The 24874-nt window shown below is 70.1% G+C and carries 21 protein-coding genes; 8 read left to right on the forward strand and 13 right to left on the reverse strand.

Annotated features, from left to right (window positions below; translation table 11 throughout):
• Positions 1–123: 123 nt before the first annotated feature.
• The gene (locus tag ACWIHY_RS13445; protein ID WP_454375784.1) at positions 124–1011 is read left to right on the forward strand and encodes a PIG-L deacetylase family protein; all 888 of its coding nucleotides are present in this window, start codon (positions 124–126) and stop codon (positions 1009–1011) included.
• Between the two features lie 34 nt (positions 1012–1045).
• Here the strand turns inward: ACWIHY_RS13445 and ACWIHY_RS13450 are convergent, their stop codons facing one another.
• On the reverse strand, positions 1046–1813 hold the full coding sequence (locus tag ACWIHY_RS13450; protein WP_454375785.1) for an NPP1 family protein: 768 nt from the start codon (positions 1811–1813) through the stop codon (positions 1046–1048).
• 329 nt (positions 1814–2142) lie between these two features.
• On the opposite strand from ACWIHY_RS13450, the gene ACWIHY_RS13455 reads away from it, so the two are divergent.
• The gene (locus ACWIHY_RS13455; protein ID WP_454375786.1) at positions 2143–3327 is read left to right on the forward strand and encodes a DUF418 domain-containing protein; all 1185 of its coding nucleotides are present in this window, start codon (positions 2143–2145) and stop codon (positions 3325–3327) included.
• A 67-nt stretch (positions 3328–3394) separates the two neighbouring features.
• Here ACWIHY_RS13455 and ACWIHY_RS13460 read toward each other — a convergent pair whose 3' ends face one another.
• From ACWIHY_RS13460 to ACWIHY_RS13475, 4 genes are all read right to left on the reverse strand, one after another.
• Entirely contained in the window at positions 3395–3835 is a 441-nt protein-coding gene (locus tag ACWIHY_RS13460; RefSeq protein ID WP_454375787.1) for a nuclear transport factor 2 family protein, read from the reverse strand.
• Positions 3836–3990: 155 nt separating this feature from the next.
• Entirely contained in the window at positions 3991–4608 is a 618-nt protein-coding gene (locus tag ACWIHY_RS13465) for a dihydrofolate reductase family protein (protein ID WP_454375788.1), read from the reverse strand.
• 131 nt (positions 4609–4739) lie between these two features.
• A complete protein-coding gene (locus ACWIHY_RS13470; protein WP_454375789.1) occupies positions 4740–5084 on the reverse strand; it encodes a hypothetical protein in 345 nt (114 codons plus the stop codon).
• A gap of 170 nt (positions 5085–5254) precedes the next feature.
• Positions 5255–5770, reverse strand: coding sequence for an SRPBCC family protein (locus ACWIHY_RS13475; RefSeq protein ID WP_454375790.1), 516 nt, complete (start codon positions 5768–5770; stop codon positions 5255–5257).
• Between the two features lie 300 nt (positions 5771–6070).
• Between ACWIHY_RS13475 and ACWIHY_RS13480 the strand changes: the two genes are divergently transcribed.
• Complete coding sequence (locus ACWIHY_RS13480) at positions 6071–6511, forward strand: ATP-binding protein (protein ID WP_454375791.1); 441 nt, start codon at positions 6071–6073, stop codon at positions 6509–6511.
• Positions 6512–6583: 72 nt separating this feature from the next.
• Here ACWIHY_RS13480 and ACWIHY_RS13485 read toward each other — a convergent pair whose 3' ends face one another.
• Positions 6584–8170: a molybdopterin-dependent oxidoreductase gene (locus tag ACWIHY_RS13485; protein ID WP_454375792.1), complete on the reverse strand. Its 1587-nt coding sequence runs from the start codon at positions 8168–8170 to the stop codon at positions 6584–6586.
• Between the two features lie 180 nt (positions 8171–8350).
• Between ACWIHY_RS13485 and ACWIHY_RS13490 the strand changes: the two genes are divergently transcribed.
• Positions 8351–8707, forward strand: coding sequence for a PRC-barrel domain-containing protein (locus tag ACWIHY_RS13490; protein WP_454375793.1), 357 nt, complete (start codon positions 8351–8353; stop codon positions 8705–8707).
• 34 nt (positions 8708–8741) lie between these two features.
• Positions 8742–8909 (forward strand): hypothetical protein, encoded by a 168-nt coding sequence (locus ACWIHY_RS13495; RefSeq protein WP_454375794.1) that lies wholly within the window; start codon positions 8742–8744, stop codon positions 8907–8909.
• 480 nt (positions 8910–9389) lie between these two features.
• On the opposite strand, the gene ACWIHY_RS13500 is transcribed toward ACWIHY_RS13495, so the two are convergent.
• Positions 9390–10808, reverse strand: coding sequence for a DEAD/DEAH box helicase (locus ACWIHY_RS13500; RefSeq protein ID WP_454375795.1), 1419 nt, complete (start codon positions 10806–10808; stop codon positions 9390–9392).
• 300 nt (positions 10809–11108) lie between these two features.
• Positions 11109–11984: an alpha/beta fold hydrolase gene (locus ACWIHY_RS13505; RefSeq protein ID WP_454375796.1), complete on the reverse strand. Its 876-nt coding sequence runs from the start codon at positions 11982–11984 to the stop codon at positions 11109–11111.
• 84 nt (positions 11985–12068) lie between these two features.
• Between ACWIHY_RS13505 and ACWIHY_RS13510 the strand changes: the two genes are divergently transcribed.
• The gene (locus ACWIHY_RS13510; protein WP_454375797.1) at positions 12069–12644 is read left to right on the forward strand and encodes a CGNR zinc finger domain-containing protein; all 576 of its coding nucleotides are present in this window, start codon (positions 12069–12071) and stop codon (positions 12642–12644) included.
• A 328-nt stretch (positions 12645–12972) separates the two neighbouring features.
• On the opposite strand, the gene ACWIHY_RS13515 is transcribed toward ACWIHY_RS13510, so the two are convergent.
• Complete coding sequence (locus ACWIHY_RS13515) at positions 12973–16350, reverse strand: pyruvate carboxylase (protein WP_454375798.1); 3378 nt, start codon at positions 16348–16350, stop codon at positions 12973–12975.
• A gap of 772 nt (positions 16351–17122) precedes the next feature.
• Here ACWIHY_RS13515 and ACWIHY_RS13520 point away from each other — a divergent pair.
• The gene (locus tag ACWIHY_RS13520) at positions 17123–17608 is read left to right on the forward strand and encodes a VOC family protein (protein ID WP_454375799.1); all 486 of its coding nucleotides are present in this window, start codon (positions 17123–17125) and stop codon (positions 17606–17608) included.
• A gap of 463 nt (positions 17609–18071) precedes the next feature.
• Here ACWIHY_RS13520 and ACWIHY_RS13525 read toward each other — a convergent pair whose 3' ends face one another.
• On the reverse strand, positions 18072–19487 hold the full coding sequence (locus ACWIHY_RS13525) for an amidase (protein WP_454375800.1): 1416 nt from the start codon (positions 19485–19487) through the stop codon (positions 18072–18074).
• Positions 19488–20135: 648 nt separating this feature from the next.
• On the opposite strand from ACWIHY_RS13525, the gene ACWIHY_RS13530 reads away from it, so the two are divergent.
• Positions 20136–21521 carry an MFS transporter gene (locus ACWIHY_RS13530; RefSeq protein WP_454375801.1) on the forward strand — a complete coding sequence of 462 codons (1386 nt, stop codon included), beginning with the start codon at positions 20136–20138 and terminating at the stop codon, positions 21519–21521.
• A 78-nt stretch (positions 21522–21599) separates the two neighbouring features.
• Here ACWIHY_RS13530 and ACWIHY_RS13535 read toward each other — a convergent pair whose 3' ends face one another.
• Genes ACWIHY_RS13535 through ACWIHY_RS13545 form a run of 3 tightly spaced genes read right to left on the reverse strand, consistent with a single transcriptional unit; the run spans position 21600 to position 24856 of the window.
• On the reverse strand, positions 21600–23507 hold the full coding sequence (locus tag ACWIHY_RS13535; protein WP_454375802.1) for a helix-turn-helix domain-containing protein: 1908 nt from the start codon (positions 23505–23507) through the stop codon (positions 21600–21602).
• A 16-nt stretch (positions 23508–23523) separates the two neighbouring features.
• Positions 23524–24321 carry a 3-hydroxybutyrate dehydrogenase gene (locus ACWIHY_RS13540; RefSeq protein ID WP_454375803.1) on the reverse strand — a complete coding sequence of 266 codons (798 nt, stop codon included), beginning with the start codon at positions 24319–24321 and terminating at the stop codon, positions 23524–23526.
• 55 nt (positions 24322–24376) lie between these two features.
• Positions 24377–24856 carry an NUDIX hydrolase gene (locus ACWIHY_RS13545; RefSeq protein ID WP_454375804.1) on the reverse strand — a complete coding sequence of 160 codons (480 nt, stop codon included), beginning with the start codon at positions 24854–24856 and terminating at the stop codon, positions 24377–24379.
• Positions 24857–24874: the final 18 nt, after the last annotated feature.

Genomic DNA, 24874 nt, shown 5'->3' on the forward strand with positions numbered 1-24874 from the left:
CGCGTGAGCGGTACGTCGGCGGGCCCCGTCAGGCTGACTCCACAACGGGAACGGCTCCGTGCACTGCGCGCCACCGCGCGGGACCTCAGCACGCGTCACAGGGCGATACCCAGGGGAGCAGATGTGAGCAGCAGACTTGACGGCGTCGCCGATATGTCGAGGCGCCGGATTCTGGCAGCCGGGGCGCTGACCGCGGCGGCCGTCGTGCAGAACGCGGTGTGGACATCGGGCGCCTCGGCGGCGGCGAACCCGGCCATCTTCTACGCCCCTCACCAGGACGACGACGCGATCGGGCTGGCCGGGTCGATCCTGGAGCACAAGGCCGCGGGCAGGCCCGTCTACCTGGTGCTGGTGAGCCAGGGCGGGAACAGCGGGCTGGCCGACATCATGAACGCCGGGCGTTGTTTCCTCGGCACGAAGTGCGCGGCGCCCGGCCGTACGCACAGTCTGGGCTGGCCGACGGACGGCACGAGCAAGGTCGTGGCCGCCCGGACGGCCGAGTTCCGGGCGTCGGCGAAGGCACTGGGTGTCGACAAGGTCATCAACTTCGGCCTCGCCGATTCCGCGCACGGCACGAAGGCGGAGTACGGGAGGTTCGTGGACGCGGTCGCGTGGAAGGTCGCGGCACTCGCCAAGCAGTATCCCGGCGCCTCGCACAAGTTCACCGCCGGGTGGCTGGAGAAGACGCACACCCACAAGGCGTGCAGTGATGTGGCGTACCGGCTCCTGAACGACGGCAGGATCACCGACGCGCGCTTCAACCACGTCTACGCCTACAACAACCCGTTGGAGACGCGCGCACACGGGGCGGCCTACGTGCTGAACATCCCGGCCGCCCACATGGCGGCCAAACGCAAGGCGATCTATGCCTACAACACCTGGGACCCGAGCCGGAATCTGTACGCCCTCGGCTACCACAGTGTTCCCGGCCTGCTGGAGAGCGCGCACCACGATCCCCGCGAATTCGTGTACACGCTCCCCTCGGACTACCGGACCGGGCAGATCTGGTAGGCTCGCGCCGGGGTCCGCACCCCCGGCCTGTTCGTCAGGCGTTGGGGTCGAACGCGATGCCGGCCGGCTTGGCCTTCTCGAGGTGGTGGTTGAAATTGCCGTCCTTGAGACCGAAGACGGCACTGCCGAAATTGGCCTGGCTCAGCTTGTCGCGGACACCCGCGGGGTAGCCGTTCCAGCCGACCAGCCTGGGGAACTGCCAGCCGTGGTAGTGGTTCTCCGGCGGCTCGTCGTTGGAGTTCGCGGGGCGGAAGCAGTGCGTTCCCGCGCCGTCCTTGTGATAGACGACCTTGGGGTGCGTCCCGTCCCACCGGATCCGGTCACGGCTGGAGACGTTGAAATTGCCGTGGGCGGAGGTGGAAACGTACCGGGCCTCGTTGTTCTGCACCCACACCACGACGTGCTCCCAGTCGTGCCGGTGCCCGCCGAGACCGCTGCCCGCCACGGCCTGGTCCTTCTCGAAGTAGAGGCCGTACATGATCGCGCACCAGCCGTTGTTGCACTTGGACCGCGCGTATCCGTTGGTGTTGTCGAGGTCCCACGCGTCGCGGCACTGGCCGTTGAGGGCGCCGGACGGGTTGAGCCCGCCGTTCACCGTCCCGTCGGGGCCGATGGCGGGGGTGGGGTAGCAGCCGTCCGTGTCGTAGTCGAAGGCCGGCTGGAACGTCTGCTCCAGACCGTCCGCGTTGGCGGGCAATGCCTTGGGCGGGTCGGCGAGTGCGCTGCCGGGAAAGGCGATGACCAGCGCGAAGGCGCTGCCAAGGATGAGCGAAACCTTGCGGATCCGCGAGCTCGTCTTCACTGCGTCCTCCTGATCGGCCGCGGCGTGGGGCACGCGGCTTGATTGACATGCCCATCTCAGCCTCACCGAACCTCGTAGCGCACCGGGCGTCGACGGGTGTCAAAGTGATGAAAGGTCAGCCAACACAGGAGGAGGGTGACTTCTGCATCCGATGCGTCAAGGTCACACGCCAATGGAGGAGTTGGCCGGGGCACCGGCGCGCTGCAGGCGAGCCGGCTAGCCGTACTTCGCCCTCTCACCCCTGCGGCCCCGTGGTGCATCTTTCGATGTAGCCCGGGTTCGTTCTTGCTCACGACGAGGGCCGGCCGCCGGGCCCCGACCATGGACACATGACCGAAACCCTGCCCTCCACTGTGTCGACGCCCGGCGCCGGCGGCGGCCGCCTCGCACTGCTCGACGTGCTGCGCGGAGTCGCGATCCTGGGCACACTGATGACCAACGTGTGGATCTTCACCGCTCCCGGCGCCGAGTGGGGAATCCTGCAGAGCGGGACCGGCGGCAGCGACCGGGGAACGGTACCGGCCGTCGCCGAGACGCTGTTCCGGGTGACGGCGGACGGGAAGTTCCTGTCGATGCTGACGATCCTGTTCGGCGTGGGTCTGGCGATCCAGTTCGACTCCGCGGCACGGCGCGGCCAGCGCTGGCCGGGCCGCTACCGCCGGCGGGCGCTGTTCCTGTTCGCCGAGGGAACCCTGCACTTCGTACTCGTCTTCGCCTGGGACGTACTCATGGGGTACGCCGTAACCGCCCTGCTCGTGGCGTGGCTGCTGACGCGGTCGGACCGGGCGCGGCTACGGGCCATGCGGTGGGCGGCGGGGCTGCACCTGGCCTTCATGGGTCTCCTCACTGCCGCGCTGGTGGCGGCCGGCCCCGGCGAGGAGAGCGCGAGCGGTGTCTCACACGAAGTCGTGGACCTGTACGCGCACGGCAGTTACCTGGACCAGGTGTCCTTCCGGCTGGAGAACGCTCTTGTACTGCGGCTGGAGCCGGTTCTTTCCTTCGGGCTGCTGGTCTTCCTCTTCCTGCTCGGGGTACGGCTGTTCCGGGCCGGCGCGTTCGGCGCGGACGCGACGGGGCGACGGCTCCGCGCCCGGATGCTCCGCTGGGGGCTGGGGCTGGGACTCCCCCTCACCGCGGTGTTCGCCGTGGCGGGCCAGGACTGGTTCCTGCTGAGCCGCTACTGCGCCGCGCCGGTGGTGGCGGTCGGCTACATCGGCCTGATCGGTGCCGTGGTGGACCGGGTACGGCGTCCCGGCCCGTTGACCACCGGCCTCACTTCGGTCGGCCGGACGGCCCTGTCCGGCTACGTGCTGCAGAACGCGCTGTGCGTGGTGGTCTCGTACGGCTTCGGACTGGGCCTGGCGACCCGGTTCGACGGGCCGGCCCACCCGTGGTGGGTGATGGGACTGTGGGCCGCCGTGTGCACGGTGCTGATGGTGGGCGCCACGCTGTGGCTGAGGCGCTTCAGGTACGGCCCTCTGGAGTCGGCGCAGCGGTGGGTCCTGCGACGCTGAACGCACCCCGCCCTCGGGGCGGGCTGCGATCCGGTGACCGGCCAGGCCTTCCGACGGGCCGCCGCCTTCACTCGCGTTCCGCGTCGAAGGCCTGCGCGACGGCGAGGCTGTCCTCGTAGACGTGATGCCGGGTGACGAGCCCGTCCTCGACGGTGAGGTGCAGAGCGAACCGCGCGCGGTACGCACGTCCGGTCGACCGGGCCGTCCGGCGGATCTCGCCGAGTACGATCGCGTCGTTTCCGTCGATGACGATGCGTTCGACCTCGGTCGCCCGCCTGCTCCGGCACGTGGTGCTCGGCGAGTTCGCGGTAGTGGGCCGCCACGTCGGCCCGGGTGGTTCGGCCGGATCCACGGCGTGGCGGTACGGCCGTGTTCGGCGCCCGCAGTTCAGCTTCCAGTCGCCGTGCTCTGCGTACAGCTCGGCGATGCGCTCAGGATCGCCCTCGCCAATCCTGAGCAGCAACTCCTCGACCACGGTGCGCGTGTTCGTACGTGCGGTTACGGACAAGGCTTGACTCCGCCTCTGGGTCCGCTTCCTGCCGACGCGGGGACACCGCAAACCTGGCAGCGCGAGAGCCCGGCCGAGACGATTACCCCGGAGGTAAGGCAGTTGCTGCTCCTGGCGCGTCACCGTGCCGTCCGCACCGCGCCGACGGGGTCGCGCTACTGCCCGGGCTGGGAGAGGTGGGCCTTGGCATCGTCGTACGTGGCCTCGCCGACTGATTCAGCGGGGGCGTAGAAGAGGTTGAGCACGCCCGTGCTGAACGTCTCGGAGGAGAGCAGCTTCAGGGGGATCGGAGCCTCGCCCTCGTCGAACAGTCGCATGCCCCCGCGCACGGCGATGGGGTGCACCAGCAAGTGCAGCTGGTCCAGCAGCCCTGCGGCAAGCAGTTGGCGGACGACAGAGACGGAGCCGCTCATCATGATGGGGCTGGAGCCCGGCTCGTTCTTCAGGGCGGTGACCGCCTCGACGAGATCGCCCTCGAGCCGCTCCGAGTTCCGCCAGGTGAACTCGAGCGACCGGCTCGAGACGACGATCTTCCGCGCGTCACCGAGGACCTTGGCGAAGGGGGCGTCCTCACCTCCGGCGGCCTCCCGGTCGGGCCAGGCGCCGGCAAAGCTGTCGTAGGTCTTGCGCCCCAGGAGCATGGTGTCGACGCCGCCGAGGGTGGCGTCGACGGCTGCCCCCATCTCGTCGTTGAAGTAGGGGAAGTGCCACTGGTCGGGCGCCTCCACTACGCCGTCGAGCGAGATGAACAGCTGCGCGATGATTTTCCTCATGCTGGCTCTCCACAGATGTCGCCGGTGAGTTCTTCCTCCTCCAGTAGACGAGGCCGACCGCGAGAACTCATCGGCGGCACGCCAAGCGCACCCGCTCGGGGTGCCCCCGCTCGCCCACTCCCGACGAGCGATCACGACCTCAAGCGGGGGCGCAGCGCAATGGCGCACCACAGGGCCGCTGTTGTCAGCGCGGCCGCCGCCATCACCGCCAGCACCGGCGCCTCGGGCCGCCAGCCCAGCGAGAGCCGCGTTCCCAGAAGGGTGAGTACGGCCGCGGTACGCCCCGGAGCGTAGAGCGGCACCTTCGCGGCGACCGCCCGCAGGGTGGCCGCAATCACCAGGCCGGTCACGGTCCAGGCGACGAGGTACGGCCAGGCCGGCCCCGGAGCGGCGGACGGCAGTCCGTACTCCTCGGGGCCGATACGGAACAGGGCACCGGCCCAGCCCACGGCCACTCCGAGGACGGCGATGCCCACAACCCACACGGCGTGGCGCCACAGCGGACCAGGCCGCACTGTCTCTTCGGAGCCGTCAGGACTGGAAGAGTCGACAAGTTCGATCACTCTCTCCATGACGCGGAAAGGCGGACGCGCGTTCCCCCGAAGCGGGGATCGCCTCGCACCGGGTCCTCACCGGAATACGCCGGTCAGAGCCGCGTCGTGGACGGGGCGTCGAGCGCCGCCTTGAGGTTTCGCAGCGTGGTCCGGATGTTCCCGCGCTGGAAGTCGGCGAAGGTGTGTCCGCGCGTCGCCGCTTTGTCGAACGCGTTGGCCACGAAGTCGGGCCAGGAGCGCCGGTCGTCCGTCCACGTCTCCGTCACCTTGGTGCCGTCACCGGCCGGCTCGAACCGGTACTCCCAGGTGGCGATGGGCCCGCGCAGCCGTGGCTTCTTCACGCCGATGGCGTGCACACGGAAGCGGAACAGCTCACCGGGATCGGCCGCGGTCACGGTGCATCGCGTGGTCCAGCGGAACGCACCCCGCTTGTTGTGACCGTCGAAGACCATGCCGACGTACGCCGGACCTTGTTCGACGCCCAGTGTGGCACCGAGGTTCTCGGGACTCCACTGCCCCATGAGAGCGGGATTGCAGACGTGTTCGTAGACCCTCGACGGGCTGGTCTCGATGATGACGCTGTCGGAAGCGGTGAACGTGCGAGCCATGGCACTCCAATCCTGGGCACATGACGCTATCGCCCCGGCTTCCGCACCCGGTGAGCCCCCTCCCCCGGCGCCGCTCATGGCCCGGCCGGACGTTGTGTTTCCCGGCGAGAGCGATCGCTGCACGACCAATCCGTACCGGCTCCGGTGACGAATGGAGTGCGTGAGGGAAGCGGTACGGCCCCGAAGGAGCAGAAGCGGGCTGCGGGGCCGTACCGTCACGGCCCGGGGGACGGAAATGACTCCGCTGCCGTTGTCTGAGGGAAGACCCATCCACGGGCCTGTCGGCGACGACTAGCATGCATGAGAGTCGTCGTACCTCTTACGCCCCCTTTCCGGGCCACCCGGGGCGAGGCCGCCTCATCGGCGGGTGCCGGAGCCAGAGCCGTCATCGGCCGGCATCTGGCGCACTGGGGGCTGCGCCGCCTCACTGACGACGCGCTGCTGGTGATGACGGAGCTGCTGTCCAATGCTGTCCGCCACGGCAAGCCGCCATGGAGCGTCAGCATGTCGCTGCTGTCGCGAGAGGGCGGGCGGCGTTACGTGCGGCTGGAGGTGGCCGACGCCGGAGCCGGCATCAACACCGAGCTGCTGCGCGCCCGCTGGCGCCACCCCTCCGGCTCCCTGATGAGCGGCGGACGCGGCTTGTTCGTCGTCGACACACTGGCCTCGTCCTGGGGCGACGACCGCTCCGGCCACGGGCACACGGTGTGGGCCGAACTGGAAGTCAAGGCATCCGACTGACAGTGCCACCGGGCGGCGACGCGGAGGTCGGGGCGCAGGCCGTCCTCAGGGAGCTGCCGGGCAGAGGCCGGGTCAGTCGACGGTGACGACGACCGAGTGCCGGCCGTCCGCCCCGTCCGGGACGGTGCGCGTTCGCTTCTCGGTCTGGACTTCGCCCGTGCGGTCGGTGGCGCGCACGGTCAGGGTGTGGCCGCCGGGGGTCGCCTTCCACGGAAAAGACCACTGGCGCCAGGTGTCGACGGTGTCCTGGGCGGCGAGGTCAGCGGGCCGCCAGGGCCCGTCGTCGATACGGACTTCCACCTTGTCGATTCCGCGGTGCTGTGCCCATGCCACGCCGGCGACCATGACGGTGCCCGCCTTGGGCCGGGCGAAGGGCTTGGGTGTGTCGATACGGGACTGGGTCTTGATCGGAGCCTTGCGCGCCCACTCGCGCTTGACCCAGTACGGGTCGTAGTCGTCGAACGTGGTCAGCTCGATGTCCTGGATCCATTTGCAGGCCGATACGTATCCGTACAGCCCCGGGACGAGCATCCGTACGGGGAAGCCGTGCACGAAGGTGAGCGGTTCGCCGTTCATTCCGACCGCGAGCATCGCGTCGCGGCCGTCCATGACGTCCTCGACCGGTGTGCCGAGCGTCATCCCGTCCACCGAGCGTGCCACCAGCTGGTCCGCGGGCCCGCCCCGGGAGGGCGGTTTCACACCGGCCTCGCGCAGCAGGTCCGCCAGCCGTACGCCGATCCAGCGCGCGTTACCCACATATGGGCCGCCGACCTCGTTGGACACACACGTCAGCGTGATGTCCCGCTCGATCAACTCACGTTCCAGCAAATTTTGGAAGGTGACGGTCAGCGGACGCCTGACGCCCTTGCCGTGGATCCGCAGACGCCAGGTCGTGGCGTCCACCTTGGGCACCACCAGGGCTGTGTCCACGCGGTAGAACGTCTTGCTCGGCGTGGTGAAGGAGCTGATCCCCGGAATCCGCAGCTGGGCACCGGACGGAACGGGCGCGGCCGGCGAAGCAGGCCCGGGAAGCACGACCGCGGCGCGGGAAGCCACCGCGCTCTGCCCTCGGCGGCTGTGCAGAGACCTGCCCAGGGCGCCCGCGGCGGTGGACGCCACGGCCGCGGTCGTGGCGGCGATCAGGAATCCCCGCCGGTCCCAGTCACGCCCCCGGGCGCCTTGGGCCGTCGAGCGATCCTGGTTCCTCAGCCTGCCGACCAGAACGTAGAGGAGAGCGGCGCCCGCCACGGAACCGACAAGCGACGGCAGGGCGTCGGCGGCGCCGGTGGAGTCCGGGCGGCTCACCGCCGCTGCCGCGCCCACCACACCGAAGATCAGCACACCGGCCGAGCCGGCGCGCCGGTACCGCAGCGCCACCACGCCGAGCGCGAGCGCCAGGGCGGTGAGGGTCGCCAGGATGCCCAGCTGCAGAACGAGCTTGTCGTCCTCACCGAAATTCCGGATGGCCCAGTCCTTCACCGGCGCCGGTGTGCGGTCGATCGCCGCACCACCCACCGCCGTGACGGGCCCCGCCTCGGGGCGGACGGCAGCCGAGACGAGCTCGGCGACGGCGAGTGCCGCGTAGCCGGAGAGCAGGCCGCCGAGGGCGGCGAGCGCACCACGGGCCAGGTACGTACGGGAGGTCCTCACGCCCCTCATTCGGAACCGGCCGCTGAGCGGATTGGTCCGTCGTCCTGCCTGGCGAACGAGAGAGTGGCGCGACACGAGTCGCCGTCCCAGTTGAGGGAACATGACCCTGAAGCGCGAATATGTGCTGGGCTTCGAAGTGCACACCGGACGGCACCGTCACAGGGGCGGTGGAGAGCAGAGGGTGCAGACGTGGTGAAAAGCGCGGATATCCGTGAGTGGCGTACCCATGACGTAGTGGACTCCGGAGGGCGGAAGATCGGGACGCTGGAGGCGGTGTATGTCGACACCCGTAGCGATGAACCGGCCGTGGCCACCGTCCAGGTCGGTCTGCCGACCCGTCACCGACTGGTCTTCGTTCCGCTGGCCGACGCGATCGTCGGGCCGGGGTACGTCAAGGTCTGCTACGCCAAAGCCCTGGTGAAAGGCGCGCCGTCCATGGGTACCGACGATGTCCTGCCCGCCGAGGACGAAGAGGCGATCTTCGTCCATTACGACCTGCCGTACGAGCCGGGCGCCGGCGGCGAACGCCGTCTCGCCCGTCGCTGACTCCCCAGCACACTGCGCCGGAAGGCACACGCTCATGACTCTGATCCTGCTTCTGGTCGTCGTCGCGCTGGTGCTCGGCATCATCGGCGTCGCCGCCGAGGGGTTGTTCTACCTTCTGATCATCGGCATCGCCGTGCTGATCGCCGACCTGTTCTACGCCGCCATGCGGTGGCGCCGCACCGGCCGACGCCCCGTCCGGTGAGCCTGTTCGCGCCATCCCCGCTGATGCGCGGGCTCGCGCCCTGGTCAGTGACCGTTCCCCGGCGGTGCCACAGAGTCCCCCTCCGAGATACCGGCCGTCGCGGCCAGGACACTGACGAGGAGGCAGGGGGCCGGCGATGTCGAAACGTGGACCGGCGTCTGCATCCGGCGCTGAGCCGCGCCTCAGGAACGTGGCATCCTGCGCTGCGCGAAGACCATCGACGGATCCCTCGCCCTGACCGCCGTCCCCGACCGCCTCGCCCGCATGCTCGACCTCACCGGCGTCAGCACACTGATGCCCTCCTGCCCCGACGCCGAGACAGCCCTGAGCGCCCAGCACGGACGTTCGGCATCGCGGAACCCGCCCGACGGTCGCGTCGGGCTTCGCCCGCAAGGAGAGAGCCCGCCGCGCGCGACCCCATCACCCAGGGCATGCGGGGGCGGCCACCCCACTCGTCCGGCCGGTGGAGGTGGGCCGGCGTCAGCGGCCCTTGCGCACCCGGGCCGCCGCTCGGGCTTCCGCCGTCTTGCGGGCCTCGGCGGCTTTGCGGGACTCCTTCGCGGGGCGGCCCGGACGGGTGCCGAGGCCACGGAAGGGGGCGTTGCCGCCGCTGGTCTTCCCCTCGATCGGCGGGCGCTTCGCCCCGGTGATGGCGGTCAGCTTCTCCTCGCCGGAGCGCACCTGGGTGACAGTCGGCCGGATGCGGGCGTCGGTCATCATCCGGTTCACATCACGCCGCTGGTTGGGGGTGACCAGCGTGACCACGTTTCCGGCTTCCCCGGCGCGTGCCGTGCGTCCGCCACGGTGCAGGTAGTCCTTGGCGTCGGCCGGCGGGTCGACGTTGACGACAAGGTCGAGCGCTTCGATGTGAATACCCCGCGCCGCGACATTGGTGGCCACCAGTACGGTGATCTCACCGTCCTTGAACCGGGCGAGCGTGTGCGTGCGCTGCGGCTGCGACTTCCCGCTGTGCAGGGCGGCAGCCCGTACGCCGCTGGCCCGCAGGTGACGGGTGAACTGGTCCACGCCGGCCTTGGTGTCCAGGAACATCAGTACCCGGCCGTCCCGCGCGGCGATTTCGGTCGCGATCCCGTACTTGTCGGCGGCGTGGACGTTCAGCACATGGTGTTCCATCGTGGTGACCGAGCCCGCCACCCGGTCGAGCGAGGCGAGGACCGGGTCGTGCAGGTAGCTCCGCACCAGCTGGTCGACGTTGCGGTCGAGCGTGGCCGAGAACAGCAGCCGCTGCCCGTCGGGGCGGACCTGATCCAGGATTTCCGAGACCTGCGGCAAGAACCCCAGGTCGCACATCTGGTCCGCCTCGTCCAGCACCGTGATCCGCACCTGGTTCAGGTGGCAGTCCCGGCGCGACACCAGGTCGGCCAGCCGCCCCGGCGTCGCGACGACCACGTCGGCGCCGGTCCGCAGCTGCGACTGCTGCCGGTTGATCGACAGCCCGCCGACCACCGTCGCCAGTCGTACATTCAACGCCTGCGCGTACGGCGCCAGTGCGTCGCTCACCTGCTGAGCGAGTTCCCGGGTCGGCACCAGTACCAGTGCGAGCGGCCGCTTCGACTCCGCTCGCAGACCGGCCGTACGGACGAGCAGCGCAAGCCCGAAAGCGAGCGTCTTGCCGGAGCCGGTCCGCGCGCGGCCGAGGACATCGCGGCCGGCCAGCGCGTTGGGCAGGGTCGCCGCCTGGATCGGGAAAGGTTCCTTCACCCCGAGGCCGATCATCGTCTGCGTCAGTTCCGGCGGCAGCCCGAGTGCGTCGAACGACTCGGCGGGCGGCAGGCCCGGGACCACCGTCTGCGGCGTCGAGAGTTCACCCTGCGGCGCTGTCGCGCGCTGGGGCTTGCCGGCACGGGAGAGTCCAGGGGCCGGCAAATTCGCGTTCATGGGGAACCTTCCTCGGTCTGGCGCCCGGAACGCGCCGGGGCCCGTACCCCTCGGTACGGGCCCCGGCGGTGTCGAAGCGTGCCCCCAGTTTACCAGCGGGTGCCTGGACGCATGCAGGTCCGGCCCGCCCGTGCACCGAACGCCGACCCATCTGAGCTGGGCACCCTGGGCGGCTCCCTCCGCGAAGCCACGTCGACCGCTGACGCCCTCCACACCGGCGCCAGTGCCAGTGCCACCGATCGTCTGCGTACTGCTCCACGTGCTCAGCCAGGTACGAGTGCTCAGAGGTCAGGGGCCCGGTCAGGTCCAGGTGCGGTCGAGGAAGTCGGCGATGAGAGGGGCGATTTCGGGGAGGTTCTCCTCCAGTGCGAAGTGGCCAGTGTCGAGGATGTGGAGTTCCGCGTCGGGGAGGTCACCCAGGTAGGCGTGGGCGCCAGGTTCGGGGAAGAAGGGGTCGTTGCGGCCCCAGGTGATGAGGGTGGGTGGGGTGTGATTGCGCAGCCATGCCTGCCACTGCGGGTAGTGCTTCAGGTTGGTGTGGTAATCGAAGGCCAGGGCGATCTGGGCTTCCTTGCGTCCGGGAAGGTCCAGGAAGTGCTGGTCGAGGGTCCAGCCGTCGGGGGCGACGAGTTCGGGGTCGCTGGTGCCGCCCTCGTACTGGCCGCGCGTGGCGGGCAGGGTCAGCAGGTCGCGAATGATGCCTTCGTCGCCAGGCACGTCCGGGCGGAGCTCGATGAAGTCGCGGGCGCCCTTTGACAGACCCTGTTCGTACGCGTTGCCGTTCTGCACGACCAGGCCGGCGATCTTCTCGGTGTTACGGGTTGCCAGCCGGAAGCCGACGGGAGCGCCGAAGTCGAAGACGTACATCACGAACCTGGTCAGACCGAGTTGTTCCACGAATGCCTCGGTGATGTCCGCGAGCCGATCGAAGGTGTAGGAGAAGCCACTGGGGGCCCGGGTGTGTCCGAAGCCCGGGTAGTCCGGTGCGATCAGCCGGTATTGAGCGCCGAGTGCGTCGATGAGACGCCGGAACTGGTGAGAGGCCGACGGGAAGCCGTGCAGCAGCAACAAGACCGGGGCGTCCGTCCGGGACGGAAGAGATTCGCGGTAGAAGACCTGCACTCCGTCGACCTCGACGTGGCGGTGGACGATGCGGGGGAGGACCAGCGGCGCCATTTCACATGCCTCTCTGTCGAGATGATGCATTAGTTCTAACGACTTCAAGCTAATGCGTCAACACGCCCGTGTACCATTAGGCACATGGTTGATCCACATCCGCTGACAGGCGAGCCCCTGGCCCTCGACCTGGTCAACACCCGCCCGAACACCGTCGACGGCCCGGTCGACCTGCTCGCCGACGTCACCCGGTTGCGGTCATGGGTGGGCCTCCAGGCCGAACGCTTCGCCGAGTCGGCACCGGACGCGGCGTTGCTCACCGATGCCGACCTGGCTGCCGTACAGGCCGTGCGCGACCACATCGCGGCCGCAGTGCACGCCGCCCGGCGCGGCGAGCGGCCACCCATGACGGCTTTGGACGGCCTCAACGCGGCATTGCACACCGCGCCCGCCATACAGGAACTGGCCTGGGACGGCGGCTCATTCACGCTTGCCCTCCACCGTCCGGGCGCACCTGGCACACGCCTGGCCGCCCTGCTCGCAGAGGACACTGTCCGCCTGCTGACCAATCCCGCAGTCCGCAAAGTCCGTGCCTGTGAGGGCGAAGGCTGCGTGATGCTGTTCCTGCCCACCCATCCGCGCCGCCGCTGGTGCTCGGCCTCGCGCTGCGGCAACCGGGCCCGTGTGGCCCGGTACTACCAACGCCACAAAGCCACCTGAATCGTCGACGCCGTCGGGCCGGCGGGCGTCACTTCCCCCAGACGCCGAGCCTCCACCTCAAACCGACCTGGCATGCGCCCTTCGGCGGACAGCCGGAACGATCACGTCCACTTCTGCCTGGTGGCGTCTGAATGGGTCTGGTCACGGGCGCCGACCCCTGCAACTCCCGCACTGCGTCCCAGGCGATCACTCAAAGACCCCGGCTACCGGCACTGGCACCCGAGGGGCCAGCGACAGGCGGCGGGCGGCCGGCCGTCTTCCGTACGCGGGCGGGCGGCCGAGGAGAACTTCCCCCGAGTCGGCCGCGCACGCCCGCACGAATCAGGCGTCAGCCGATCTCGATGAGGAGATCGCCCGCCTCGACCTGCTGGATCTTTCCGATCGCCAGCCGCGCGACCGTGCCCGCGCACTGGGCAGTGATGGAGGCCTCCATCTTCATCGCCTCGATGGTGGCCACCGTCTGACCCACCGACACCAAGGAGCCCTCCTCCGCCTGGAGCGTCACGACGCCGGCGAACGGCGCGGGGACATGCCGGTCGTTGCCGCGCTCGGCCTTCTCCGCGGCCTTGACCTCGGTGGCGACGGACTTGTCCCGCACCGACACCGGGCGCAGCTGGCCGTTGAGCGTGGCCAGCACCGTACGGAAGCCCCGCTCGTCGGCGTCGGAGATAGCCTCCAGCTCGATCAGCAGCGTGACACCGGCCCCCAGGGTGACCGTGTGCTCGGTGTCCTGCTCCAGACCGTAGAAGAAGTCCTGCGTGGGCAGTACGGACGTATCGCCGTAGGCCTCGCGGTGGGCCTCGAACTCCTTGGTCGGGCCGGGGAACAGCAACCGGTTCAGCGTCGCCCGCCGCTCCCGGCCCAGTCCCTCTCGGTCCTCGTCCGACAAGGTCGGGGCCTCGGCCTGCCCGGGGCGGCCCTGGAGTGCGCGGGTACGGAACGGCTCGGGCCAGCCGCCGGGCGGGTCGCCGAGCTCGCCGCGCAAAAATCCGACCACCGAGTCCGGTACGTCGAACTTGCCGGGGTCGGACTCGAAGTCGGCCGCCTGGACGCCGGCTCCGACCAGGTGCAGGGCGAGGTCTCCCACCACCTTCGATGAGGGGGTCACCTTGACCAGTCGGCCCAGCATCCGGTCGGCGGCCGCGTAGCAGTCCTCGATCAGCTCGAAGCGGTCGCCGAGGCCGAGCGCGATGGCCTGCTGACGCAAGTTGGACAGCTGTCCGCCGGGGATCTCGTGGTGGTAGACGCGCCCGGTGGGCGAGGCGAGCCCCGACTCGAAGGGCGCGTAGACCTTGCGCATGGCCTCCCAGTACGGCTCAAGTCCCCCGACCGCGCCGAGCGAGAGCCCGGTCGCGCGTTCGGTGTGGTCGGTAGCCGCGACGAGCGCTGACAGGGACGGCTGGCTGGTGGTGCCCGCCATCGAGGCGACGGCGGCGTCGACGGCGTCGACGCCCGCGTCGATCGCGGCGATCAGCGTCGCGAGCTGGCCGCCCGCCGTGTCATGGGTGTGCAGATGCACCGGAAGGTCGAAGCGCTCGCGCAGTGCGGTCACCAGGGTGCGGGCGGCGGGCGGGCGCAGCAGACCGGCCATGTCCTTGATGGCCAGTACGTGCGCGCCGGCCTCGACGATCTGCTCCGCGAGGCGCAGGTAGTAGTCGAGCGTGTACAGCTGTTCGGCCGGGTCCGACAGGTCCGCGGTGTAGCACAGGGCGACCTCGGCCAGCGCGGTGCCGGTGGACCGGACAGCATCGATGGCGGGACGCATCTGTGAGACGTCGTTGAGCGCGTCGAAGATACGGAAGATGTCCATGCCGGTTGCCGCTGCCTCGGCGACGAAGGCCTCGGTCACCTCGACGGGGTAGGGCGTGTAGCCGACGGTGTTGCGACCGCGCAGCAGCATCTGCGTACAGATGTTGGGCACCGCCTCTCGCAGCGCCGCGAGCCGCTCCCAAGGATCCTCGGCGAGGAAGCGCAGAGCCACGTCGTAGGTGGCACCGCCCCAGCACTCCAGGCTCAGCAGCTCCGGTGCTGTGCGGGCGACATGAGGGGCGACGGCCAGCAGATCGCGCGTCCTCACCCGGGTGGCCAGCAGGGACTGGTGCGCGTCGCGGAAGGTCGTGTCCGTCACCGCGACGGCCCGCTGCGCACGCAGCTCCGCTGCGAACGCCTCCGGCCCGAGGGCCGCGAGGCGCTGCCGGGAGCCTTCGGCGGGCGGACTGCCCAGTGAGGCGGGAGGGAGCTTGGCGGCCGGGTCGATGACCACGGGACGCGGGCCGTGGGGACGGTTGACGGTCGTCTCGGCGAGATACGTGAGCATGCGGCTTCCGCGGTCGGCCGAGGGGCGGGCCCCGATCAGCTCCGGATGCTCGGCGATGAAACTCGTCGTGACACGGCCTTCTCGGAAGCCGGGGTGGTCGAGCACGGCGCCCAGGAAGGGCAGGTTGGTGGCGACTCCGCGGATACGGAACTCGGCGATCGCGCGCCGTGCTCGGCGGGCGGCGTTGGCAAAGTCGTGGCCGTGGCAGGTCAGCTTGACCAGCATCGAGTCGAAGTGGGCAGACACTTCGGCGCCGGTGTGGACGGTGCCGCCGTCGAGCCGTACACCGGGGCCGCCCGGGGAACGGTACGCGGAGATGGTGCCGGTGTCGGGACGGAAACCGTTCGCGGGATCCTCAGTGGTGATACGGCACTGCAGGGCCGTGCCGGTGAGGACGATGTCGTCCTGCGTCAGGTGCAGTTCCGGAAGCGTTTTTCCCGCGGCGATCCGCAGCTGCCCGATCACCAGGTCCCGTCCGGTGACCTGCTCGGTGACCGTGTGCTCCACCTGGATACGCGGGTTCATCTCGATGAAGACATGGTTGCCGCGCTCGTCGACCAGGAACTCCACGGTCCCCGCGTTGACGTACCCGATGTGCCTGGCGAACGCGACGGCGTCGGCGCAGATGCGCGCGCGCAGCTCCGGGTCGAGATTCGGCGCGGGCGCGATCTCGACGACCTTCTGGTGGCGGCGCTGCACCGAACAGTCACGCTCGTAGAGGTGGACGACATTCCCGTGGGCGTCGGCGAGGATCTGTACTTCGATATGGCGGGGGTTGACTACGGCCTGCTCCAGAAAGACGGTGGCGTCTCCGAACGCCGACTCCGCCTCACGCATCGCCGCGTCGATCGACTCCCGGAGCTCGGCGGGCTCGGCGACGCGCCGCATTCCTCGCCCGCCGCCGCCGGCGACCGCCTTGACGAACACCGGGAACCCGATGGAGTCGGCCTCGCCGATCAGTGTGTCCACGTCCGTGGACGGCTCCGACGACTTCAGGACGGGCACCCCGGCCTCGCGGGCGGCCGCCACCGCGCGGGACTTGTTCCCGGTGAGATGCAGTACGGAAGCGGGGGGCCCGACAAAGGTGATCCCGGCCTGGGCACACGCGGCGGCGAGGTCGGGATTTTCCGACAGGAAGCCGTATCCGGGGTAGATGGCGTCGGCACCCGCCCTGCGCGCGGCCTTGATCACCTCGTCGACCGAGAGATAGGCCCGCACCGGGTGACCCTTTTCGCCGATCTGGTAGGCCTCGTCGGCTTTGGCCCGGTGGAGTGAATTGCGGTCCTCGTAGGGGAAAACGGCCACGGTGGAGATGCCGAGCTCGAACGCCGCGCGGAAGGCGCGGATCGCGATCTCGCCCCGGTTGGCGACCAATACCTTGCGGAACATCAATGTCCCCTGTCGTGTTGCGGGCGCGCGCCCTCACGGTGGCGATGTCATTTCCGTCTGCCGGGATCGGCATCCGCTGTTCCCGTGGACGGTACCGATCAGTAGCGGTGGCGTCGATCTCCGACCGGGGGGAGTTACGTCACGCCGGTCGGAACGGGGGTGGCTGTGGACGTCCTGCCTCCGGAGGTGCCGGAACCGCCCGAGCCTGCCCTGGAGCCGGCAGGCGCTCTGCATTTGAGGTGCATCGACCCTTCGAGGCAGAAGGAGGGGCTGGGACACGGGGGCCGCTACCGCCGTACATTGCCCGTCCGAGACCTCTCCGGAACCAGCACCAGAGAATCCGCGCTGGGCGGGGAGCAAAGAGGTGCCCGCTCTCGCCGGCTGCGGGCCCTGATGGCAGGCCCCAAGGACCGTCACGCAACGCAGCGCGCGCCGTGAATCGGTCAGCGTCTCTTGGACGAGACGCTGAAGAGACATACGCCGGTCCGGCCAGGACACGGTCCACTCCGAGTCGCGGGGTTCCCACCCGACCGGTGACGAACCAGCTCGACGGCTGTCGCCGTCCCCCCGCTCAGGCCCGTGCCCGCGCGGCAACAGCAGAACGGCGGCCGGCACGTTGCAGAAGGAATGGGCCGGCACTGAAGCTGCCGCCCTTCGGGGCATCCCGTGGTCGGCTGCCGCGCGGCGTCGGCGCGTGGCCCGGGGTTCGGGATACCAGTGGTCCAAGGCGGCGGTCAGCGGTGATCGTCACTGTTCGGAAAGGCGGGAGACCGTGACCGTCCAACCCATCCCGGAGGGATATCCGCGGGTCACGCCGTACCTCTGTGTCGACGGAGCCGCGGCCGCGATCGACTTCTACGTGTCCGTGCTCGGCGCGGAAGAGCGCATGAGGATGCCTGCCCCGGGCGGCAAGATCGGCCACGCCGAGCTGGGGCTGGGCAACTCGGTCGTCATGCTCGCGGACGAGTACCCGGATATGGGATTCCGCTCCCCGAAGGCGGTCGGCGGCACGCCGATCACCCTGCATGTGTACGTGGAGGACGTCGACAGGGTGTTCGCCAAGGCCCTCGCCCAGGGGGCCAAGGAACTGTCGCCGGTCAAGGACGAGTTCTACGGCGACCGCACCGGTCAGCTCGAAGACCCTTTCGGCCACCGCTGGAGCATCGCCTCGCACATTGAGGACGTCCCCGCGGAGGAGATGGAGAAGCGGGCCGAGGAGGCCATGCAGTCCATGAACCCCAAGCCCAACGGCGCTTGATCCACCCGCCGCTGCCCCGCAGCACGGTCCCCAGACCGCCACCGCGCGGAAACCGACGTCGCCCTTGCTCATGGGCCGCCCACCTGGACGGACCAGACGATGTGGTGGCCGCCCCGGTAGCCGCGACCACCGGCTTCTACGTCTCGCCGCAGGACGCCTGAGGTCCAGTTCCTTTCGGTCCCCAGTCGGCTCGTGTGCGAGGGGGGACGGCGCCGAGTCGGTTCAGGGGGTGGGGATGCCGGACGGAGTACGAGGCGGAAGTCCAAACCGGACCCGGACTCCCTGGCGGGGAGCAGAGCACGCTGTCCGGCTCCCCCACAGGCGCCGGCAAGCCCGCGGCGGCGGCCAGGGCCTCGTCGCAGCGGAGCTGCTCGGCACGGTGCGGGGGCCGGCGGGAACGGGCGTTCGGAGATAGAGCGGCCGCCCGAAGACGGCGCTGCGCATGCCCCAGGCAGCCGCGATGTCACACGTCCTGAATACGCCGGAAAGGGCGGTCCGCCTCCAGCGCGAACGCGACCTCCAGCAGCGTCCGTTCACTGCCGGGGCGGCCGGAGAACATGACGCCGATGGGCAGCCCGTCCCCCGTCGCACTCGCGGCGGGCACCGAGATCGACGGTGTACCGACGACGTTGTTGACCGGTGTGAACGCGACGTACGCGAGGATCCGTTCGATCAGTGCCGGGTAGGGAACGGCCGGGCCGAGGTGACCGATCGGTGGCGTGGTGTGGGCGAGCACGGGGGAAAGGACGAGGTCGAGCCCGCGGAACGCCGCCGCGTATGTTTCCCTCGTACGCTTCAGCCTCCGCAGCACGCCCGGAGTGCGCCGCCAGTTCTCCAGGTACGCCTCCCGCAACCCCCGGCTGAGGCCGTCCATGCGGCGCCGGTCGAAGTCCGCGCCGAGGGTCCGGCCCGTGACGCCGAGGAGGAACGACAGCAGCCCCCAGTACGTGAGGAAGTCGTCGGTGAAGCGGGGGTCGATGGCCAACACCACCGGCTCCACGGTGTGGCCCAGCCGTTCGAGCGTCGCCACGGTTTCCGTGACGGCCGCCCGGGTGGCGGTGTCGCAGTGGACACCGTTCGGCGAGTCCAACAGGAAGCCGATGCGCAAGCGCTTCGCCGAGGGGCCTTCGACCAGGCCCAGGGGCGGCAGCTTCGGGTTGCGCCAGTACGTCTCGGCGGCGGCAAGGAACGCGGCGGTGTCCCGCACGGAACGGCTCAGGATGCCGTCGGAGACTATGTCAAGAGGCAGTTGACGGCCCTGGGCATTCGCCACGACCCGGCCACGGGTCGGCTTGAGACCGACCAGTCCGCAGCAGGCCGCGGGGATCCGGATCGAGCCACCGCCGTCGTTGGCATGCGCGATCGGCACCGCCCCGGCAGCGACGAGCGCTGCGCTGCCGCCCGACGAACCACCCGCCGAGTAGCCCGTGTTCCACGGGTTGTGCACAGGCTCACCGCCCTCGCACTCCGTGGTCGGACTGAACCCGAACTCGGGCAGCCGGGTCTTGCCCAGCACCGTGACGCCGCTGCTCAGGAACTGCCGGGCGAACGGCGCATGCCGCCGCGCGGGCCTCGGAGTGAAGGCTGCGCTGCCGTGGCCGGTGGGCAGCCCCAGGTAGTCTGTGTTGTCCTTGACGAAGGTCGGCACCCCGGCGAAGGCACCGCCCGCCCCGGTAGCGTGCGCCGGAGCCTCAATGTGCACCTGGACCGCGTTGAGCCGCGCCTCGACCGCCTGTACCCGCTCCGCCGCATCCCGGGCGACTTCGGCAGCGCCGACCTCACCCCGCCGGATCGCGTCGGCGAGCCCGACGGCGTCGTGCTCCCCCAGAGCGTCGTCCCGGAAAGCGTGCACCGTGGTCCGTTCCTCGAAAGTCGTCACCGCTACCTCAGCCCCGGTTGCCTGGATGGTTGTCCGCCATCATTCCTTACCGACAAGTAACACGCGAGAGGTCCGCGGATGCCAGCAGCTGGCACACACCCCGATGCCGGAACCGTGGCGAGTTGTCCGCTCCGGGTGAAGGGGAGTACGGGTGCGCTGGTGGCCGTGTTCGGCCGCGTGGTCCTGTCCGGCTGCGGCACTCGGAGCGCCACCACCGATCAGCCCCCTCGCCGGCAGCGCCGTCTCGGCGACAGCCCCGCCGGATGCTCCGCCGAGCGACAGCTATCCGGAGTTGCGGCTCCTTGCGTTGCTGACCCGCATCACGCTGGTCTGCGCTCCGGACGCCCCTAAAGGCAGCGGCACCGGTGGCGATGGGCACCCACTTGGCTTTGGAGGTCATCGGCACCAGCAGCGTGGTGCGGCTGATCATGCGCGGCCGTTTCACATCCGCGTGCCGCTGGAGGGGCTCTGACAGGCACCTGTTTGCCTCCATGCGGTGCTCGGAGCGCGTCCGCGTGCCTGTCATGGTGGCCGGGCGCACAGGCGCACCAAGAACTATGGTGTCCCACCACATGGGACGTTGACCTGGGCGTTTCTACGGTGTGGCAACACACAAACGTCCCCGCCAACTGTCCGGAAGTGGTACTCATGGCCGCCCCACCCGCCGCTCCCCCAGCGCCCAGCACCCTCAAGCGCATCGTCGCCGCCAGCCTCATCGGGACCACCATCGAGTGGTACGACTTCTTCCTGTACGGGTCCGCCGCCGCGCTCGTCTTCAACGAGCTGTTCTTTCCCGGTTCCGACCCTCTCGTCGGCACCCTCCTCGCCTTCCTGACCTATGCGGTCGGCTTCGCCGCCAGGCCGCTCGGGGCGCTCGTCTTCGGGCACTACGGCGACCGGCTCGGCCGCAAGAAGCTGCTGGTGCTGAGCCTGCTGCTGATGGGCGGTGCCACCTTCGCCATCGGGCTGCTGCCGACGCACTCCACCATCGGCTCCGCCGCGCCCGTCCTGCTCACCGTGCTACGGCTCGTCCAGGGCTTCGCGCTCGGTGGCGAGTGGGGCGGAGCGGTGCTGCTGGTGTCGGAGCACGGGGACGCGAAGCGACGTGGATTCTGGGCCTCCTGGCCACAGACCGGGGCGCCTGCCGGGCAGTTGCTCGCCACCGCGGTGCTGTCCGCCCTGACCGCGCTGCTGTCGGACTCCGCCTTCCTCGCATGGGGCTGGCGTATACCGTTCCTGCTGTCCGGTGTGCTCGTGATCGTCGGTCTGTGGATTCGTCTCTCTGTCGATGAATCCCCCGTCTTCAAGGCCGCGTTGGCCCAGGCCGAGGCCCGCAAGAGCGCCTCCGCGGTCGCCGAGAAGATGCCGCTGGTCGCCGTCCTGCGTCACCACTGGCGCGATGTGCTGATCGCGATGGGCGCCCGCATGGCGGAGAACATCAGCTACTACGTCATCACCGCCTTCATCCTCGTCTACGCGACGACGGAGGCGCAGTTGAGCAAGCAGACCGCGCTCAACGCGGTACTGATCGCCTCCGCCGTCCACTTCGCGGTGATCCCCGCCTGGGGCGCCCTGTCGGACCGGGTCGGGCGCCGGCCCGTCTATCTGCTCGGTGCGGTCGGCGTCGGCCTGTGGATGTTCCCGTTCTTCATGCTGATCGACACCAAGAGCTTCGGAAGCCTGCTCCTGGCCGTGACGGTCGGACTGGTCTTCCACGGCGCGATGTACGCACCGCAGGCGGCCTTCTTCTCCGAGATGTTCGCGACCCGCATGCGCTACTCCGGTGCCTCGATCGGCGCGCAGTTCTCCTCGGTCGCGGCCGGTGCCCCGGCGCCGCTGATCGCCACCGCGCTCCTCACGGAGTACGACAGCTCCACTCCGATCGCCCTGTACGTCATCGCCGCCGCGCTCATCACGGTGGTCGCGGTCGCATGCGCGAAGGAGACCCGCCACCGGGACCTGGGGAACGTGGGGGCGGAGCCGGGCAAGGAAGACGGCCCTGTCGTCGAGGCCGCCGGCGCCCGCACCGTCTGAGCGGGCACGCGGACACGCACGCTGTGAAAAGACCGTGCACGGGAACGTTCTCCGGACGTTTGCGTGCACGGTCTCTTCTCAGGGCGTGATCGCCGACGACAGTCCATGCAGACGCAGCGCCAACTGCACCTCCAAGGCGCGCTCCGGCGACTGCCAGTCGGCGCCCAGCAGCCTGCCGATCCGCTCCAGCCGCTGCGCCACGGTGTTCACATGAACGTGCAGCGCGTCCTTCGTGCGAGCAGGGCTCATCCCGCACGCGAAGTAAGCGTCCAGGGTGCGCACCAAGTCCGTGCCCCGGCGCCGGTCGTAGGCGACCACCTCGCCGATCGTGCGGCGCACGAACCCTCCGACAGCGCCCCCGGAACGGCCGTCCCGGCTGTCCGCGAGCAGCAGGCCCAGGAAGCCGAAGTCCTCCGCCGCCGCCCCTTCCCCGGAACGGCCGAGCAGCCGCAGCGCGTCGACGCACCGGCGCGCTTCCTCGTACGCCCCCGCCACCTCGCCGGGGCGTGCCGCCGGCGCGTCCACCGGCCCCGAGGCGCCGACCGTGACGGGCTCGCGCAGGGCGCCGCCCAGGTGTTTCGCCGTCTGGCGGGCGAGAGCGGCGGCGCTGTCGCCGCTGCCCAGCGGCAGCAGCAGTACGGTGCCGCCGTCGCGCGCCGCCGCGAGGCCGTGGCCGGTCGCCGCCAGGTGCGAAGCGGCGGACCAAAGCCGTCTGCGGTCCGCGCTCTCCCGCTCGACACTGGCCTCCCTGGGCGCTTCGATACGGGCGGCGAGCACCACATGGGGGGCGTCGAGGTCGGCGCGCAACCGGGCAGCGCGTTCGCGCAGCAGGCGGGGGTCGCGGTCCGGGGCGTCGAGGAGGTCGTCGAGGAGTTCACCCCGTACGCGCTGTTCGGCCTCGCCGGCCGAGCGCCTTGCCAGGAGCAGCAGCGACGTCACCATGGCGGCGCGTTCGAGTGTGCGCTGGTCGACGGGGTCCAGGTCGGGTTGGCCGTGCAGGACGAGCGCGCCGAGGAGTTCGCCGCCCGCGGAAACGCTGACCTCCCAGTCGTCGCCGCGCCGTACCGCATGCCCGTCCGTGCCCGCGGGCTCCCCGTCGGCGTCTGTGAACTCGACGTTCCCGTGAAGCACCTCGGAGACCGCGCTCGCCACGTCGTGGACGCCGCCGCCGCGCAGCACGAGTTCGGTCAGCCGGTCGTGCACGTCCGAGGCGCGCTCGATGACGCCGCTTCGGTCGCGGATGATCTCGTTGGCCTTCTCCAGCTCGGCGAGCGCGGAGCGCGTCTCGGCCAGCAGGTTCGCGGTGTCGATCGCGACAGCGGCGTGGGCGGCGAACGAGCCGAGCAGGGCGATCTGTTCGCGCTCGAACACACGGGCGCGGCGGTCGGCGGCGAAGAGCACGCCGATGACCTGGCTGCCGAGCGTGAGCGGCACGCCGAGGATGGCGACGAGCCCTTCGTCGCGTACGCCCGAATCGATGGTCCAGGTGTGCTGGAACCGGGGGTCGTCGAAGTAGCTCTCGGTCGCGTAGGGGCGGGCGGTCTGGGCGACGAGCCCGCCGAGCCCCTCCCCCATGCCGAGCCGCAGCTGCTGGAAACGGGCCGACACCGAGCCTTCGGTGACCCGCATGTACGTGTCGCCCGCCACCGGGTCGTTGAGGCTCAGGTAAGCGACCTCCGTGCCCAGGAGCGAGCGGGCCCGCTGCACGATCGCCGCCAGTACGGCGTCGAGGTCGCGCAGCCCGGCGAGGTCGTGGGCGGTCTCGTACAGCGCGGACAGCTCGGCCTCGCGCCGTCGCCGCCCCTCCAGTTCCGCGCGTACCCGCAGCGCGTGCGCCTTCGCGGTTTCGAGGGCGGCGAGCGTCTCTGACGGCGCGCCGTCCGCGCGGGCGACCAGCACGGGCCGCTCGTATGCGTCGGCGGCGGCCCCGCGCGCGAGGAGTTCCAGGTAAGGGACTTCGCTGCCGGGTGCCTGATCGTGGGACATGGAGACACTCAACCAGCTAGTGAGCGGTCCAGCCGCCGTCGAGGGGCAGCGAAGTTCCCGTGATGAACGATGCGTGGGGGCCGCACAAGTACGCGACAGCCTCGGCGACCTCGTCCGGTTCGAGGAGGCGCTTGAGAGCGGAGTCCTTGAGCAGTACGTCGGCGAGCACGCGTTCCTCCGCCAGTCCGTGCGCGGCCGCCTGGTCGGCGATCTGCCGCTCCACGAGCGGTGTGCGGACGTACCCGGGACTGACGCAGTTCGATGTGACGCCGTGCTCGGCGCCCTCGAGCGCCGCGGTCTTGGAGAGCCCTTCGAGCCCGTGCTTGGCGGCGACGTACGCCGACTTGTACGCGGAGGCCCGCAGCCCGTGGACGGAGGAGATGTTGACGATCCGGCCCCAGCCCTGCCCGTACATGTGCGGAAGCGCTCCCCGGATCAGCCGGAACGGCGCTTCGAGCATCACGGTCAGGACGGTGTGGAAGACGTCCGGCGGAAATTCCTCGATGGGGCGGACCAGTTGCAGTCCGGCGTTGTTAACGAGGATGTCCGTGCCCGCCGCCACCTGTTCCGCCGCGTCGAGGTCGGTGAGGTCGAGGGTCTGCGGCTCCACCACGCCGGCGAGGCCCTGCGCCTGCCCGGCGAGGGCGTCGAGCCCCTCCGCGTCCCGGTCGACGGCTCTGACCTTGGCACCGGCGGCCGCGAGCCGCAGCACGCAGGCGCGGCCGATGCCTCCCGCCGCTCCGGTGACGAGCGCGGTACGCCCGCCGAGGTCGGGGCCGAATGCGGGCGCGGGATGTGTGGTGGGCGCGGTCATGCCCACGACCCTAGGCAGCGCTCACCCCGGCACCGATGTGGTCACCACCCATACTTCACGGCTGTGTGGTGGGCGTGAACCATGTGGGGTCGTCGGTGAGGGCCTGCTTGATCCTCAGGAGGGAGAACTCGTGGAGGTCCGGGAGGGCGTCCATCGAGAACCAGCCCACCTCCAGCGACTCGTCGTCGTTGACCCGTGCGTCTCCGCCGACTGCCCGGCACCGGAACGTGATGTCCATGTACTGGCACCGGTCGCCGTTCGGGTACTCGACCTGCTTCGTCGCCTGTACGAGCACGACGCGTTCCGCCACACACTCCACGGCGGTCTCCTCGAACACCTCGCGCACAGCCGCCGCCGCCGGCTGTTCCCCCGGTTCCGGGATGCCGCAGATGACCGACCAGTTCCCGGTGTCGGCCCGGCGCCCGAGCAGCACTCTGCCCGCGTCGTCGAGGACGATGGCGCTGACGCCCGGCAGGAAGAGAAGCTGGTGGCCTGCGGTGGCCCGGAGCTCGCGGATGAAATCGGGGGTTCCCATGGTCCGACCCTAACGGGC

It is taken from the genome of Streptomyces sp. NPDC055287 (assembly GCF_053646035.1).